This window comes from Bulleidia sp. zg-1006 (genome assembly GCF_016812035.1).
Classification (GTDB): Bacteria; Bacillota_I; Bacilli_A; order Erysipelotrichales; family Erysipelotrichaceae; genus Bulleidia.
On record NZ_CP069178.1, the window covers coordinates 815164 to 832215 of the forward strand.

The window sequence follows — 17052 nt, forward strand, 5'->3', positions numbered from 1 at the left end:
AATCTAATCTGTTTCTCCATAATGGTTTAGCAATTTCTTTTTTCTGAAATAGTCATGTGTTAATAAAGCAATCATAACCAAAATGAAATTAAATGTGTTTCTACCAATGATGTTTTGTATATAATAGAAAACACTGCTTTTATCAAAAACTTGGTACATTTTAATTATTTGGTTTATCATCATCAAAACTAAAATACCTATACAAATATAAATATTTTTTTTGGAAACTCTAACACGACTTTGTTCTTCATTTTTTTTCATAGAAAATTCCTATCTAGTGCCACCCTTTCTTCTGGCGTAGATGTCATACAATTGTAAATCCGTGTTCCTTTTGGAATGTTGTCAACAAAAGGGATAACCGTTTTATTTCCTACATAAATCAGTCCTTTTCCTATTTCTTTGTTAGACAAAAAACTTAGTTGTTCATCAGGAACATTCAATAAATTACCTAAAATTATTTTATCTTCTTCAGATTGGGCTAACATTACAATAAATTCAGAGTTTGACAACATGGTACTGGCGGTTTCTGACTTCGATAAGTCCGTTATATTTTGCGTAATTCCTGTAATCAGTGCTCCATACTTTCTAGCTCGCTTGAACAATTCAAATAGGAAATTAGCTGTGTATTCATTTTTGAACAACAAATAAATTTCATCAATCCATATCCACGTCCGTATACCCTTTGAATGGTTATAATTGATTCTATCCCAAAGATTTTCAAGAATAACTAGCATAGCTAAAGGCTGAATGGTGGATTCAGTTTCAGAAATATTGAATACCGTAAAACGATTGCTTAAATTAATATTTGTAAATCCAGAAAATAAATCGTATGTACCATTAACATACATTTCTAATCCTGTAGCTAATCGTTGAGCATAGATAATATCCATATTTTCTAATGCTAGCAATAAATCTTTTAAGGTTGGTGTTTCCAGTGGTTTATCGGTTTTCAAAGATAGAAAATATTTAGTGTACATTTCTCTTACCGCTCTATCAATGACCGATTTTTCTTCAGCAGACATTTCTTGAGCAAATATTTGAGCAATGAATGTTTGACAAAAATCGGCTTTATTTTTAACAAAACCCTCTAGGGTTCTTTTTTGGTCATATTCTAAAGGATTAATATGAATACCAGCTTTACTATCAATATTAATAATTGATCCACCCAATTCTCTGGCTAAATATTGATATTCATTCTCAGGGTCTATAACAATTAATTCATCATTATCGTTTTTACACATGACTTGAAACATTTCTCGTTTACAAGCCATTGATTTTCCAGACCCAGATTGTCCAAAATACCAAGCGTTTGAGTTCTTCATCTTCTTTCTATCAATGGTAATTAGATTTTTACTAATGGAATTAACTCCATAATAAAGGCTATTCATTTTTTCTTGCATTTCCTGCACTGAAAAAGGAACAAAAATCGAACATCCGGCACTGGTTAATGTTCTATTTCTTTTTGGTACACGATAGCCTATGGGAAAACAAGCATTCATTCCTTCTTCTTGTTGACAACGTAAAATACGAATACCAACCACTCTTTTATTAGCTATACCTTTAATTTTAGTTGTTAAGGTTTCTAATTCTTCTCTGCTTTCGCAATTTAAGAAAATTAGAAATTGTGATTCAAACAAACGCTGATTATTTTTCTGTAAATCTTGCAACAAGTCTTGAGCTTCTTTTTCTGCTTCTTTCAAATTTAAAGGAACGTTTAACTCACCATCATAGCCACTTAAATTTCCTTTTTGTTGATAATTCGCAATCTCACTTTCGATATTCATGAGTTTGTTTTTCACCATGGCTATATCGTTACCTCTAGGAATTGCTCGCATATTCAAAGCTATTGTTAAATTCTGTTTTATTTTACTTAATTGATTAAGTAACTCGTCGGATAATTCTGTTGAATAATCACTAATGTACAAAATTCTACAATACCGTCCATTAACGATAAAATGGTCTTCTTTAAACGCTAATTGTTCAGGACTAATAGCATCTTTGGATGTCAAATAACGTGATATTTTATTGTAATTAAACGTATATTTAACATTTGGAAACAAGGCTCTATGAATGATTTTCAATCTATTAGACCCATCCATTGGAGTTGCCTTAACACCATATTTACTCATCAATCGACAATATTCATCACTTTGATTTATCGCAAACCGATTCGCCTTTTCAATACTATCTTCCATAAAGGTGAATGTTAGATATTTGTCGGTAACAATACGATTATTACCAATCGCCAACTTCTGCTTCAATATATCATTCCATTCATTTCTTAATAATTGATATTTATCTTCTTTCTTTTCCAGGAAAAGACAATTTTGGAACTCCTCGTCATCGACTACATGATTTTGTAATATCAACTGTAGATTATATTCATTGCCCATCATATTTAGAGTTTCCATCCAATTATTAAAGATTTTTATTTGGTCTTCTTGCGTAGCTATCTGATAGTTAATATCTTCAAATTTAATGGTGGCGGAAAATGTACCGTTGTCATCTAAAATACATAATCCATTTTTCAACATTAAATCATAGTAAATTGAATTTTGGATGGAACGTACTTTCTTTAAGGCTTTTTTAGTGTTCTCCAACTTTTTTATACCATCGTATTTCTCTTCTAAGTTTCGCTCTTTGTTTCTTTGAAATAACATATCCTTTCCTTTCTAATCCTTCTCCATCTTCATACATTAATGGTGTTCTAGTTTTGCGGTAATAATTTAACAAGATTTTAAAATATTCATCTGAGGGTAATCCTTCATAAGTGCAAAAACCTAACCATAGCGGTACAATAACCACCGCTACAATTAACAAAAACAGTATTGATTCTGGTAAAAAGAATTTTCCAAAATAATATATTGGAATGGCTAATAGGCAGCCAACCAGAAAAAACAATACTTGTTTGTCGGTCAAACCTAAAATGAATTTTTTTCGATAGGTTTGTATTTCCGCTGGAATTGGTTGAAATAACATATTTTTCTCCTTCTTATCTTTCTATTTGTTTTTCTTTTTTAGGAATATAATTTTCCTTTTGGCAATATTCTTCTTTAGCCGTTGATTTTAAATCATTTAGCTTTAATGATGAAGCCTCATATTCCTTTCTCTCCTTTATCAAAGGATTCTCTGTAAACACAGTATTATCAGCAACCACGGCATCTCCTTCAACCAGACCGAACTCTTGTACCACGGCGTAATCTTTAACCAAAGCATTATCTTTAACCACCGCATAATTTCTGACTACAGCATTCCCTTTGACCCAAGCGTTATCTCTGACTTTCGCATTCCCTTCAACCAAAGCATTATCTTTGACCACGGCATCATCTTTGACCCAAGCATCGCCACTAACCACTGCGTTTCCATAGACCAAAGCGTTTTCACTAACCCTTGCGTTTCCATAGACCTTTGTATATCCACTAACCCTAGCGTTTCCATAGACCACCGCATTCCCACCGACCCACGCACTGCCTGTAACCACAGCGTCATCTCCAACCCAAGCATTATCTTTGACCCAAGCCTTACCTGTAACCACAGCATGCCCTTTAATCATTGCGTTTCCTGTAACTTCGGCATAATTTCTGACCACGGCATCATCTTCAACCACGGCATTCCCTGTAACCACCGCTTCACCAAAGACCCAAGCCTTCCCTGTTTGGCTTAAATTTTCTTCCTTTTCTACAAAACCACCTAAATCCCCAGTCTTTACATCTCCAAAAGAAGTCAAAGCTTTGATTCTGTATACTTTCCTTCCCCCAGCCATCTTAGTTTCGGATGTTAATTCATATTTTTTCTTTTGTTCTTCCATACTTTCTTCCTTTCCACAAAAAGAAGGACATCTGTCCTTCTTATCTTTCATTAACTCGCTTGATCCATGTGACTATACAACGCAATATTTTGTATCATTGTATCCCATATTCTTTTCTCTAAATTTCCTAATGTTAATTGGAAATGTTCTAGGGCTTTGTATTCGTTAAATTTATTGAATAACAAAAAATGATACCGTTCTTTGGCATTATTTGCTAAATAAACATCATTTAATTCTTCTAAAAACTTAATTTTGTCATAGGTAATTAGTTTTCCATTCAATTTGTTTTTACAACAAATTAAGAGGTAATGTTGTGGTTTATGAATCCATAAAGTTTGGTCTACAACATCTAATTTGTAGGTATTCATCAATTCCTTTACCTCTTTATTTTCAACAACCTCAATTTTCACATATAACACCCCTTTCTATACACCTAACAGGCTTTTTGCCCATCCACCAGTTTGAAACATTGACATGACTAACAAAATCTGACCGCCTATGATAATCCACATTCCATTAATATCACTTGGATAATCTATAACATTGATATATTGATAATAAACAAGAATACATACTGAAATGAGTATGACTTGCAAGGCTAAAGCCACTAATTTCTTAATCCAACGTTTAAAAATATCATTGTATTCTTTTGAAATAATGGTTGAAGAAATGATTGAACCTAAGGCTATATGGACGTAAATTTCAATATTACGTATTTGAATAACAATCTTTGCTAATACCTTCAAAATATCTGATCCTAATTTCATGATGGTCACTAACAAATAATTGATTAATTTATCACCTAAGCCTTTATTCCACCCATTATAGGTTTGTTCGATTTTATCCATGAATGTTTGCATTTTACTGGTGTCTTGACCAACCGTGACCAACGCTTTCCCCTTTTCTAAAGTTGTCACCATATTTTTACTAGTTGCAAAAATTAAATTAATAATATCTGCCACATTGTCGGCTATTAATTTAGCGATGGCTAATTTCACTAAAATCCACGTGATTTCATACATAGCCTCATCTTGTTGCATATCTTTTTTCTTTAACTGTTCCATCAATTCTAATAGAAAAAACAAGATTAACAACGTCCATGCGATTGGTTTTAACAGTTCTGAGATACTTTGTGTTGTTTTCCACATACCACCACCTAAAAATTCTTTAGGGGTAACTTTTAATTCATCCATTAAGCCCTCAAAGGCTTTAGTAATATCCAACAACACGCCAACAATGGTTGTTCCAAAATTGTCTAAAAAATCCATATAGAACCTTTCTATCTAATTAAATCAATCAACATATCTAATAAGTATTTAATTCCATATCCACTACCTGCTGTAATAATCCCTCCGACAATCATTCCTATTCCTTGGCTCGTTTGTGGACCTGTTTTATCTTTCATTCCTGCAGCCGTTACCATTAAACCATGAATTGCCAAAATACCACCTAAAACTAAAATACCAACCATCAAAATATTGCTTCCCTGATGCAATTGAACTTTAATTTCACCACTGCCAACTTGTCTAGCCATTACCTTAGCTAAACCAACAATACCTTTATTCATTTTTTACCTCTTTCTTCTTTCTATTTTTTTGAGTATGAAACACAAAAAGCAGCCATAACCCTGACTGCTTTGCTTTGAATTCCACACTATCATTTTGTCATAAGTGTTTTTGAAAAACACTATCGTTTTTACACTGGATTTCTAATCTAAAGTTGTACTTCTAAATTAGAAATTGCATTCATTTTTGTATTAACATAACCCTGACCATCAAATAATTGGTCTATTTCTTCTATTAGCTCCATAATTCCTTTCTTTTCCGCAAATTCTTTGAATTTCGATGTATCAAATTCATTCTTCTTATCAAAATCTGCTGTATCAACAATATTCTCATGTTGGAATAAATCGAATTTCTTATCTCTGAAGATGTGTTGCCCACGAATATGAATTAAACATTCATCCGTTGGCAATCTTCCTATTTCATCCGGTGATAACAATGCTCGACTAACAATCTGATTAGACTTAGAATAGCTACCCCCACTAGATGAATAGCTTTCATTTATGCTTAGATGGTCAACGGTTGTATTACCGATAATTTTCGATAATCTTTCCAGTGTTGAATATTCTTTTCCCCCCAAAAATAAAGTAACATCACAATTTCCTTCAATGGTTTCCCATGTTTCTTTATACAAGTTTTTTAGTTGAGCTAGATTTTGTAAGATACAGTCAACACTGATTTCTCTTGAACGCATAGTTGCAATTTTCTTTTCAAAATCATTAATTTTAGAAATATTTGCGAATTCGTCTAAACAAAATCGTGTATGAATAGGTAGCGTACCCCCAACTCGTGCATCCGCTTGTCTATATAACAAGTCAAATAATTGTTGATATATCATGGTTGCTAAAAAATTGAAACTACTATCACTATCACTAATAGAAACAAACAGCACTGTCTTTTGAAGTGCAGGAGCCGTTTCCTCATGATTGCTACAGTTAATGTATTTACCATCTTCACAAATACAATCCTCACCATTCACATCTAAATAGACTAAATGACCATCGCTATCTTGACATTGTTGATGATTATCATCATATTTTGGTTGAATATGTGGATTTCCAATACTTTCTAAATTCAATTCATCGTACTTTAATAATTCGGCAAGTTGTGGCAGATTAAATACTGCCATACGTACACCAATGGAAATCAAAATGCTTTTAGCCGTTTTTCCAGCTGCTTTTTTGTAGATGTTATACTGTCTTAACGCTAAAAATTCATAGGATATTTTTGATAATTTTCTTAGTTTTAATTGGTTTTTAACGTATTCTTCTACATGATTAAATATTAAATCCAACTGGGATTGTTGATTTTCATCTTCTTCACTTGCACTCGCCATATCAATTAAATCCATTAATTCGTTCATGTTTCTCAAAGGGTCATCTTCACTTGTTGTAGCGAATATCAAAAAGATACAAGCTGTCAACAAGGCAATTTCGGCTTTTTCAAAAAAGCCATCTCCCCCACTGGTTTGTACTTCTTTATTTGTACTTGAAATTAGGTTATTAACAAATTTCAAAATATCCTCTGCACTATAAATATAATTGAAGGGATTGTAGTGCATTGATTTTGAAAATTCGATTAAATTCAAGTATTTCATATCATATCCTGCTTTGTAGAATACATTTCCTACTTCCTTACATAAGGTGTCTTTCGGGTCGGTAATAATATAATTACAAGCTAAATTTAAAATGTTTGGCTTGACATGGAAACGTGTTTTACCGGACCCCGAACCACCAATCGTTAAGGTGTTATTATTCAAAAATGTTTTTCTCGTATCCATGGATACTTGTATATTTTGAGAATAAATCACATTATATTTTTCATCTTCTTCGTTTTTTAACGGGCTTCCCTCTTTTTCAATACGTCCATAGCGTGCTGACCCATGTTCTTCTTTAGGACGATAATTCTTTCGATTCATTTCGATAATGGCTAAACCTAACCATGCTAAAGCCACAAATGAAGTACCTAAAATAATTGCAAGAGGATGAAATGATACCTCAATCCTTGTCAAAATTGATGGTAACAACTGCAAGGTTGCATTTATAATTGAAAATAGCAAAAATGTTCCCCTATTCAATTCTTCTAAAATCAATAAACCATACCTATTCCCTAAAATAAACAACAAGCCAAATATAAGAATTAATATCGGATTAACTGGATTGTTTTTAAAATAATCTTTCATTCCTTCTCCTTTCTACAAAAGTGGTCATTTGACCACCCTATCTTTCAATTTCTTTTTCTTTTTTAGGAATATAATTTTCCTTTCGGCTATATTCTTTTTTAGCCGTTTCTTTTAAATAATTTAGATTTAATGATTTTTCATCTTTTGAATATCCTTTACTTGTTGCATAAAGATAACTCCTTTTTGCCCTTTCCACTTTTAAAATATTGTCATTTTCACGAAAAGGAAAAAGAGGACAGATGTCCTCTTTTCTCTTGTCCTAATTTTTATTGGCTTTTTTTCTTATAAATAACGATAGAAATACCTGCTAAGCCAATCAATAAGCCAACTAACCATACTGTTAAACTGGTTGAATCCCCAGTATGTACTGTCTTTTTAATGATAGGCAAGGCTTCATCATTCACTACAATCTTGACTGGATTTTCTTTTGCAAAATTGTAATCTTCGGATAAGACAACTTTATGATGTTTGGAATTGATACGGTAGCCTAGAGGTGCTTTGGTTTCTTTAGCGTAATAGCCACCCATATCCTCGTTATACTCAACCTCAAAAACAACCATTCCTTTTTCATCTGTTAAGGCGACACAATCTTTACCATTCACATCTTTAGCAATCTTGCCATCTTTCGTGAATAAAGTAATTTCAGCTCCTTTTAGCTTTTTGTTTGGATTTTGAGCATCTACTTTCTCCACCGCCACATAATACTTCTTTCGTCCATCAACAGCCTTAATCACTTGTGGCTGTTCTTGTGTTCCTTTCGCTTCGAACTCTACATCTTTCATGGTTTCATAACCAAATGGAGCTTCTTTTTCATGAAGTGTATATTTCTTTCCATCTTCTAGGTATTTAGAAATATCCATTGCCTTTCCTTCTGTCTTAAATTCCGTCACGACTTTTTTGTGCTCATCTAAAACTTGAAGAACAGCTCCAGAGACTGGTTTTCCATGGTTGTCCACCTTATCGACCAATACCTTCATGGTTTTATCCACCATGGTGACTGTAACATTCATCGTCTTATCACCGGCTTTAGGAGCTGTAAACATCACATCTTTAGCCTTATAAACACCGGCTACCACTTCTGTTTCTCTTAGGATGTACTTTTTACCTTCTTGTAGATACTTACCGGCTTGCCAATCTGTATCAGCTTTGGTCTTATAGATAGCTTTATTTCCATCTTTATCCATTGCGACTGAACCATCTTCATTCAAGATAGTTAAGGTTACATCAGCGACACGATCTCCCTTTTCTGTTACCTTTTTAACGATGACATCTATTTCTTTATCGACCATAGTTACCGTAACACTCAAAGTCTTATCTCCCTTTTTAGGAGCTGTAAACATCACATCTTTTGCCATATGAACACCGGCAACCACTTCTGTTTCTCTTAGAATATATTTCTTTCCTTCTTCCAGGTATTTAGAAACATTCCAATCTGTATCAGCTTTGGTCTTATAGATAGCTTTATTTCCATCTTTATCCGTTGCGACAGAGCCATCTTCATTTAAGATAGTTAAGGTTACATCAGCGACTTTATCGCCCTTATCCGTTACCTTTTTAACGACGACATCCATGGCTTTATCTACCATGTTTACTGTCACATCTTTGTCCTTAACCGTAAAAGATATATCATCAGCGGATACATATCCCTTAGCAGCTTTTAATTCATGTAAAACATACTTTTTACCCGGTACTAAGCCTTCAATTGCAGTGGCTTTTTCTGTGGTCGTAAACTCTTTGACCTTTGGTTCTCCGACATCATACTTTCCATTCTTGTTTACATCTTCATACAAAGCTAATTTAGCTCCAGCTAAAGCAAGCTTTCCTTCTGTGAGTTTTTGGATTTTAGCTGTACGTCCAATGGCTTTCATCGTGATACTTCCACCTTCAGGGTCAGGTAAGTCTCCTCTCACAATGACGTTTTGAGCAGAACCATATAGGATGATAGGTCTTTTACCTATTTTAACTAATGATTTATTTGGAAGAAATTTCATTTCTCGATTTACATTTAAATCTTTCTCCGTTAAAGAAATCATGACTTGATTTCCTTTGACTTTCGCATTAGAAAAAGTATTAGTAACTACTTTTTTAGTGGATAAAATACCATTCTGATCCACTACCTTATAAGTCTTACCAACAATACCTTGATTATAAGATGCATTCGCTCCAGACTTACCAACCTTTTTTCCATTTTCATCATAGATTTGGAAATTAGGGGCTTTTAAAGTAGCTTCATAACGATTTACATCCTTTAAAATGGCTGCTTTAATCGTTTTAACTTTATCCGTTACTTTATTTGCGTTCGATAAATGACCATATTGCGGATTATTTGGTAAATAATGAACCTCTAACTTCTGATACTCTGAAGATATTGTTTCCCAAATCAAAGCTTGTGTTGCAATATAATGAATTGGATCTTTTCTTCCTGAATAACCATAGCCAAAGTAAGAGATTTCTGAAATTTTCTGTTTAGTTGATGCGGATAAGGCTTCATAATCTTTTAAACTGGAAGTGTTATACACATCAGCACCCAGCTTAATCATTTTCTTTGGTTCTACACAATAAGCTGGTATCCCATTATAGAAATGAAGTCGTTGAGGTACCAGCTTCATTCCATTAGCCAAGCCTCCATTTTTAGAATGAAACCAATATCCTGAATAGCCGCCATCTGATACCGTAGCGGCTTGTACGGTGGTCTTGACTGTCCACATGGTTGTAATCATCATCATGGTCGCAAAAATTAAACTGAATAGTTTTTTAAATTTATTTTTCATCTTTTTTCTCCTTTTTCATCAAAAAAGACGGAAGCTTTCCGTCTTATATATTCTTTATTGTTTATCTCTTTTTCTCTTTTTCCTATGGTGGTACTTTCCATAAGATTCCTTTATCTCTCATAGACTCTCCTTTCTTGGGGACGTTTCGCCCCCACCACTCCGATACAAAAAAAGACGGAAAAGTCCGCCTTCAAGAAGTAAAAATTCTTTCACTCTTTTAGTTGTTAAAAAAGGAACTAGCAACTAATCTTCTCCAACTCTAAATGAGCCATCATTTAGATACAATACATGGCAATCATCGAAGTCGGAATCACCCACATGAAAAGGTTTAGATGGGTCTCCCCCTGCAACCACCCAAGCTTCGTATTTATTCCATACTTGATCATAGGTTAAGCACATTCTTTTATTACAGCTTCCATCTACACCTAATTTATATTTACAAGCCTTTGGTTTTGTTGCGCTATTGGATGGCTTGGTTGCACTACTGGAACTACCTTTAGCACTACTCGTCTTTCCCTTTGAGGAAGTCTTCTTACTGCTTGAATTAGAAGTAGACTTCTTGCTGGAAGTTAAATTAGAAGTAGACTTCTTCGTTTGAACATTGGATTTAGAACTTTTCACTTTAGCTACTGTGCTATTGTTCTTCTTAGTTGAAGTTGAAGTGGATACTTTAGAGACTTCCTCTTTTTTCGTGGAAACTTCCTTTTGAGCCGGAGCTGTTTCCTTAGCTTCCACTTTCTTTTCTTCTTGTTTCACTTCTTCCTTTTTCGTTATTTCCGGTTGTGGTTTTGAATTTGAAGTGGTGATGGTCTCCTTTTGTCCATCATTCTTTTCCGCAACAGTTGCACTTTGTTTCGGACCGCAACCATTCAGTAACATGACCGCCACTAAAGCACTCATTCCTAACGCATTTATCTTTTTCATATTAACCTCTCCTTTTTATCTTTCAATCTCTTTATCCTTGTTTCCACTAATATTCTAACAAATAGCCTATGTACATTCCATCCTTATTTTTTTTGAGGCTGTCCTTCAATAGTTGCATTTCCTTCAACCCTTGCGGCACCACCAACCCAAGCGTTACCTTTAACCACTACTGCACCACAAACCATTGCGAAATCACTAACCACAGCGTTTCCACAGACCGTTGCGGCACCAGTAACCCATGCGCTTTCTTCAACCACGGCGTTATCATTAACTACTGCATTATCTTTGACCACGGCATCATCTTTGACCCATGCGTTATCTGTTTGGCTTAAATTTTCTTCCTTTTCTACAAAACCACCTAAATCCCCAGCTTTTACATCTCCAAAAGAAGTCAAAGCTTTGATTCTGTATACTTTAGTTCCCTCAACCATTTTAGTTTCTGTTGTTAATTCGTATTTTTTGTTCATGGTTTTATCCTCCATAATATTATATAATTCTTTCATAATTACCGAGATTACTCCCTTGTGGTGTTGTGTTGCATTCTGCATTATTACGGGCTTGTTACCCGTCTACGGCTACATTACAGCACCCCGGACGGCGAACCGTGCCGGGGCTTTGCGGTAAAAGTGGCTGGTTTAGAGACTTCTTTTTTTGTTTGTTTTGTTTTATTTACATCATTTTTAATGAAGAATATAATTTTCCCAATAATCAATTTTTCCATCTTCAAAGGAAATGCATACTTGAAATTCTAGGGTTGCATTTTTATCTTCGTGAGTGCACGCCATGCCACTTCCATCGACCCAATAGAATTTTTCGCTTGGAATCCACCAGAAATCCAAATCTTCATAGAATTTATCTAAGTTTTCTTCTTTAATATAGTTTAATGCTTCTTGAAGTTGTAATTCAATAGCGTTCTTTTTGATTGTTTTTTTGTTCATATTGACCTCTCCTCTATCTCTTTATTCTCTAAATATCTATATCTTCCCACTCGGTCTTTTCACCAGTGAAAATAGAATAATATTCAAATTCTTCATCTGGTACATCTTTTTCATCACTAATCATCAAATATCCATTTTCATCTAACTTGATAGCAATTTCTGTCACTGGGAAAAAGTTGATAATGGTTGTCCATTTATCACTTTTCGCTTGTGGGTATAATAAATCATAATCCTTTTGGTCTAATTCTTCTAAATTAAATAAACTGCGGTAAAAACTCTTTCTAATCTTGAAACATTCTTTATTCGTCATCATATTTTTACTCCTTTTTCTCTCTTTTTTTAGTTAATACTTCTACTTCTTGTCTTCACTAATATTCTAACAGGTATCCTATATATATTCCGTCCTTATTTTTCATAGGTGTACAGGAATAATTGCTGTAGTGGTCTCCTTTTGCTGTACAGGCTTTATAGCCGGTATCCATATTGTAGCCATTAGAAAACAAGAAACGTTGACTGCCATGGATATGGTTATTGGATGGACTTACTTTAGCTTTAGTCGTAGATTGACTTAATTTGGGTTTAATAGTGGTTTGGCTTTTAGAGGGACTTGTTGTGGGTTTGTAAATAATTCGGTCTTTATAGATAATTTCTTTTTCAATCTTTTTTTCTGGAACGGGATCTTCTTTAATTTCCACCAAAAAGCTATATTCTTTCTGATTTCCACTTCTATCATTCGCCACAACAACAAATTCCTTTTCTCCGATACTATCAATAATAGATAATTGACTTCTAGCTTCCACAACAATACCATCCTTACCCTCATAATCATCTGAAATTTCAGCAATATTATCGCTATATTTAAAATCCTTTAATTGGCTTTTTAATAGCGTTATTTTGGTTTTTTTAAACACTACCATTGGTGGTGTCACATCTTTCACCTCAATTACTTTTTCAAAGATTCTCGGATTTTTTTCGTTGGTGGTAAACACAACGCTTGTTTTTCCTACCTTAGACAAGTCAACCCGTCTATTGGCAACTAATTTCCATCGTCCAATAAACAAAGTATCTTCTTTGATTTCATACTCCTTAATTGCTTTTCCATCAATTTTTTCAACTACATCAAACGGATAAATTTCTTTTTGTTGAAAAGGTAATACCAAGGATTTTTTAAATGTAATCTGCTTGTGGAAAAACATATCATAGTATTTGTAGCCTAAGAAGGCTAATAGAACAATAGCAACAATCAATAATGCTTTTTTCCAATGTTCATAAAATAAATCCAAAACAATATCTAGCACACTTTATTCCACCCCCTTTCCTTTCTGCAAGTAAATCGGACTAGCTTTCTAGGATAATCATTCATCCATCCATTCCTCGAAATCAAAACTTTCTTCAACTACAGTATCATCAGGTTCATCCTTTTCTTCTTGTTTATCTTCATCATCTTTATTTCCATCTTCCTCTTTATTTTCAAGCTTAGTTTCTAATTTGGTTTTCATGCTAGGAATGAACTTGTAGCTATCGACCGTAACGGTAAAGACTGTCATATTTTTGTCATTTTTCATATAGGTAGACATCCTTCCTGTTCCTCTAACTAGCAATAAATCCCCTTTCTTAATAAAGTGATGTAAATTTTCTGCTGTTTTCCCATAGGCTACCATTCGATAAAAACTTGTCATTGTATTGTTATTTTTATCTTTTCCATCCTTTTCAGCAATACTAAAATTCACCACATGATTTCCATTTGCAGTTTGTTCCAACTGCATATCTTGACATACACGTCCAAAAATCGTAATCCAACTCATTTTTTTACCTCTTTCTTTCTATTCTTTTTGTGATTTCACTGTATAAGTTAAACGTTCCTTGTTTCCTTTTTTGACTTGAATGAATTTCAAGTCCGTGTTTTGTACATATAACAAATAAAAATCCAATTGTTATTAGCAAAATCAAAGCGTAAGGAAGTTTATATGAACAAATAAACATTTTTGGAATTTTCATTAGCACTTTAATTATCGTTAAATAACTCAATCTTAATTTTCATATTCTCTTTCCGTCCCCTCACACTTTCTATAAGCTGCTTTTTATAAACGAAAACGAAAAGGTGGAGTTTCGTTAGAAAACTACCTTGTAGTTGGAGTGGAAAAGCAGAATACAAAAGTTGAATTTATTACTTAAACATCTGCTATTAAAATAAAATTTCAATAACTGCAATGACCATGCTTGACATAATGCATCGTTTGATACCTTTTTGTTTGGATACACCATGGTGATCATGAAGTCCTTGAGCTATTTGCATAATCCCATAAAGGAAATTAATACCCCAGCCAATCATAACAATTTTCGTAAAAACCTGTGTGACTTCACCTAAATCACTAAACATTCCTTCTCCTTTCTAAAAAGGTGGTCATTTGACCACCCTATCTTTCTATTTGTTTTTCTTTTTTAGGAATATAATTTTCCTTTTGGCTATATTCTTTTTTAGCCGTTGATTTTAAATCATTTAGCTTTAATGATGAAGCCTCATATTCCTTTTTCAAAGGATTCTCTGTAACCACAGCATTATCTTCAACCACGGCATCTCCTTCAAGCCTTGCGGCACCACCAACCCAAGCATTATCTTTGACCCAAGCCTTACCTGTAACCAAAGCATTCCCTGTAACCAAAGCATTCCCTGTAACCACAGCGTCATCTCCAACCCAAGCGTTACCTTTAACCACTACTGCACCACAAACCATTGCGAAATCACTAACCACAGCGTTTCCACAGACCGTTGCGGCACCAGTAACCCATGCGCTTTCTTCAACCACGGCGTTATCATTAACTACTGCATTATCTTTAACCACGGCATCATCTTTGACCACTGCGTTTCCATAGACCTTTGCATTACCTTTGACCCATGCGTTATCTGTTTGACTTAAATTTCTTTCGTTTTGAATATAGCCGCCGTATTCTCCAGCCTTTACATCTCCAAAATCAATTAAAGCTTTGATTCTGTATACTTTAGTTCCCTCAACCATCTTAGTTTCTGTTGTTAATTCATATTTTTTCTTTTTCATTCCTTCTCCTTTCTGCAAAAAAGAGGACATCTGTCCTTCTTATCGTTCGATTTCTTCAATCTCTTTCGTTTTCTTTTTATCCTTTACTTGTTGCATAAAGATAACTCCTTTTTGCCTGTCTTCGTTCCAATCTTTATATTGACTTTTAATTCGTTTGATTGGATATTTTCCCTCGTATTTCTCCATCATTTTTTCAGCAAATAAATCGCCTTTATCATCATTATCAACTGCTAAAACAAGACTTGTGTATTTTGCCTCGTTGTCTTGTAGAATGTTTTCCAACACCTTTTTCTTTAAACCACCTAAGGCTAAATACGCATATTTATCCATCTGATTTCTTTCTTTCATGTAGGACATGAAGGATAACATATCAATTACAGCTTCAAATATGATTAATGGTTTTTCTTCACTTGAAATACCGTGATAGCCATCTTTTTTATTAATTGAATTTAGATGTTTATCTAATAACCATCCGTTTCCAGCGTTATAGGGGCTTTCATATTTTTGAATAGTGGCTTGAGAATTAGAAGAACAAATACGGCTCATAATAGAATCAATATTTCCCTTTTTATCTAAATTAGTGAAGGAAACATATCTATTTTGATAGGTGATTCCATCTTCTAATGTAACTGTTCGGTTACTTTGATGGATAAATCCTTTAGCCAATAAGTCAAATACTAAATCCGCATTAATCTTTCTTTCTTTAATTAAATAAGCAATCGCATTTTTATGAGTATTTTGGAATTGTTTGGTTTCTAAATTTTTTAAAACAATTTGTTTTAAATGTTTATATATTTCATTGTATTTTTTTGGATATTGAAATTTAGTTTTATCCTTTCCATACTCTTTATAAATATGTTCCCACGTTATTGCTTTTTCTGTTTCATATAGGTGCTGTAATTTTGGATTGTTTTCTGATTCTTCACGAATAATTTTCAACAAGTTGGTAATTGGCAAAAAAACTTCAACTTTCATTTCCTCATATTTTTTCTCTATGTTTTCTTGTGAATGATATTGCCTTTGTTCTTCTACATCATCCATTGTCTGTTCTTCTAAATGAGCTACTTGTTCAAAGCAATAATTAAATGCTTTTTTAAATGACATTTTGATTTCTGGCATGACTTGTAAAAATTTGACAATATCTCCACCCTCTTGCGTTGAATATCGATAAAAAGAATTTGTTCTTGAGAAAATAATGACACTATCATGTTTTGGTATTGTGTAATTTTTTTTCGATTCTGAATATCCCCTTGTAATTGGTGTTAATTGATAAAAACGCTGTGCTACTTCTACAAAGTCAAGTTTTTCCCTTATTAATTGCATTCGACTGGGGGTAAATTTATACACTTTTTCTTTAGCCATCATAAGCCCTTTCTAAGCGTTTTGATTGTTCAAAAATAATCAACCAATCTTCTTGATCTAATCGTTTTACTTTATTGAGTAAATATTTTCCAAAATAATAGCTAAAACGTTGTTTATTTTTTTCATTTTGCATAAAGTATTGAATATACTCAAACAACGATTCTAAAGATTGAATATCGTATTTTCTAATTAATTCTTGGATGAACAAAATATCGTTATCGCTTAATAATTTCATTCCTTCTCCTTTCTACAAAAAAAGAGGACATCTGTCCTTCTTTAAATAAAATTTTTAATTTTGTTTTCAGATTTATTTTCTTGTTTTGGTTTTAGGAAATACTTTTTACGATCATTTTTATAACATTGAAAATAACCTAAACCATAAGCAACTACCATCGGCAATATAAATGTGAAAACACCTTTGACTACATCTAAAACTGTGTTATTCATAA

Annotated in this window: 21 protein-coding genes; all 21 read right to left on the reverse strand. The window is 33.4% G+C overall.

What is annotated here, in order from left to right; genetic code table 11:
* Nucleotides 1-3: 3 nt before the first annotated feature.
* Entirely contained in the window at nt 4-261 is a 258-nt protein-coding gene (locus tag JOS54_RS04065; protein WP_203244361.1) for a hypothetical protein, read from the reverse strand.
* Complete coding sequence (locus JOS54_RS04070; protein ID WP_203244362.1) at nt 258-2660, reverse strand: VirB4-like conjugal transfer ATPase, CD1110 family; 2403 nt, start codon at nt 2658-2660, stop codon at nt 258-260. Before JOS54_RS04070 ends, JOS54_RS04065 begins: the two co-directional genes overlap by 4 nt.
* Nucleotides 2587-2979, reverse strand: coding sequence for a PrgI family protein (locus JOS54_RS04075; protein ID WP_203244363.1), 393 nt, complete (start codon nt 2977-2979; stop codon nt 2587-2589). Before JOS54_RS04075 ends, JOS54_RS04070 begins: the two co-directional genes overlap by 74 nt.
* Before the next feature lie 13 nt (nt 2980-2992).
* Entirely contained in the window at nt 2993-3808 is an 816-nt protein-coding gene (locus tag JOS54_RS04080; protein ID WP_203244364.1) for a hypothetical protein, read from the reverse strand.
* Between the two features lie 50 nt (nt 3809-3858).
* Nucleotides 3859-4218: a hypothetical protein gene (locus JOS54_RS04085; RefSeq protein WP_203244365.1), complete on the reverse strand. Its 360-nt coding sequence runs from the start codon at nt 4216-4218 to the stop codon at nt 3859-3861.
* A 15-nt stretch (nt 4219-4233) separates the two neighbouring features.
* Entirely contained in the window at nt 4234-5076 is an 843-nt protein-coding gene (locus JOS54_RS04090) for a type IV secretion system protein (RefSeq protein WP_203244366.1), read from the reverse strand.
* Between the two features lie 11 nt (nt 5077-5087).
* Nucleotides 5088-5375, reverse strand: a complete 288-nt coding sequence (locus JOS54_RS04095) for a hypothetical protein (protein ID WP_203244367.1) — start codon at nt 5373-5375, stop codon at nt 5088-5090.
* A 146-nt stretch (nt 5376-5521) separates the two neighbouring features.
* The gene (locus JOS54_RS04100; protein WP_203244368.1) at nt 5522-7552 is read right to left on the reverse strand and encodes a VirD4-like conjugal transfer protein, CD1115 family; all 2031 of its coding nucleotides are present in this window, start codon (nt 7550-7552) and stop codon (nt 5522-5524) included.
* Nucleotides 7553-7589: 37 nt separating this feature from the next.
* On the reverse strand, nt 7590-7748 hold the full coding sequence (locus JOS54_RS04105) for a hypothetical protein (RefSeq protein ID WP_203244369.1): 159 nt from the start codon (nt 7746-7748) through the stop codon (nt 7590-7592).
* A gap of 70 nt (nt 7749-7818) precedes the next feature.
* On the reverse strand, nt 7819-10323 hold the full coding sequence (locus tag JOS54_RS04110; protein WP_203244370.1) for a SpaA isopeptide-forming pilin-related protein: 2505 nt from the start codon (nt 10321-10323) through the stop codon (nt 7819-7821).
* Between the two features lie 243 nt (nt 10324-10566).
* Nucleotides 10567-11247, reverse strand: coding sequence for a hypothetical protein (locus JOS54_RS04115; RefSeq protein WP_203244371.1), 681 nt, complete (start codon nt 11245-11247; stop codon nt 10567-10569).
* Between the two features lie 83 nt (nt 11248-11330).
* Entirely contained in the window at nt 11331-11714 is a 384-nt protein-coding gene (locus tag JOS54_RS04120) for a hypothetical protein (RefSeq protein ID WP_203244372.1), read from the reverse strand.
* A gap of 213 nt (nt 11715-11927) precedes the next feature.
* Nucleotides 11928-12185, reverse strand: a complete 258-nt coding sequence (locus JOS54_RS04125; protein ID WP_203244373.1) for a hypothetical protein — start codon at nt 12183-12185, stop codon at nt 11928-11930.
* A gap of 28 nt (nt 12186-12213) precedes the next feature.
* Entirely contained in the window at nt 12214-12498 is a 285-nt protein-coding gene (locus JOS54_RS04130; protein WP_203244374.1) for a hypothetical protein, read from the reverse strand.
* A gap of 55 nt (nt 12499-12553) precedes the next feature.
* Nucleotides 12554-13483, reverse strand: a complete 930-nt coding sequence (locus JOS54_RS04135; RefSeq protein ID WP_203244375.1) for a hypothetical protein — start codon at nt 13481-13483, stop codon at nt 12554-12556.
* 57 nt (nt 13484-13540) lie between these two features.
* Entirely contained in the window at nt 13541-13990 is a 450-nt protein-coding gene (locus JOS54_RS04140; protein ID WP_203244376.1) for a single-stranded DNA-binding protein, read from the reverse strand.
* 380 nt (nt 13991-14370) lie between these two features.
* Entirely contained in the window at nt 14371-14565 is a 195-nt protein-coding gene (locus JOS54_RS04145; protein WP_203244377.1) for a hypothetical protein, read from the reverse strand.
* Nucleotides 14566-14602: 37 nt separating this feature from the next.
* Nucleotides 14603-15241: a hypothetical protein gene (locus JOS54_RS04150; protein ID WP_203244378.1), complete on the reverse strand. Its 639-nt coding sequence runs from the start codon at nt 15239-15241 to the stop codon at nt 14603-14605.
* Between the two features lie 39 nt (nt 15242-15280).
* Nucleotides 15281-16606 carry a toprim domain-containing protein gene (locus JOS54_RS04155; protein WP_203244379.1) on the reverse strand — a complete coding sequence of 442 codons (1326 nt, stop codon included), beginning with the start codon at nt 16604-16606 and terminating at the stop codon, nt 15281-15283.
* Nucleotides 16596-16838, reverse strand: a complete 243-nt coding sequence (locus tag JOS54_RS04160; RefSeq protein ID WP_203244380.1) for a hypothetical protein — start codon at nt 16836-16838, stop codon at nt 16596-16598. The genes JOS54_RS04155 and JOS54_RS04160 overlap by 11 nt, the downstream gene beginning before the upstream one ends.
* Before the next feature lie 41 nt (nt 16839-16879).
* A complete protein-coding gene (locus tag JOS54_RS04165) occupies nt 16880-17050 on the reverse strand; it encodes a hypothetical protein (protein ID WP_203244381.1) in 171 nt (56 codons plus the stop codon).
* Nucleotides 17051-17052: the final 2 nt, after the last annotated feature.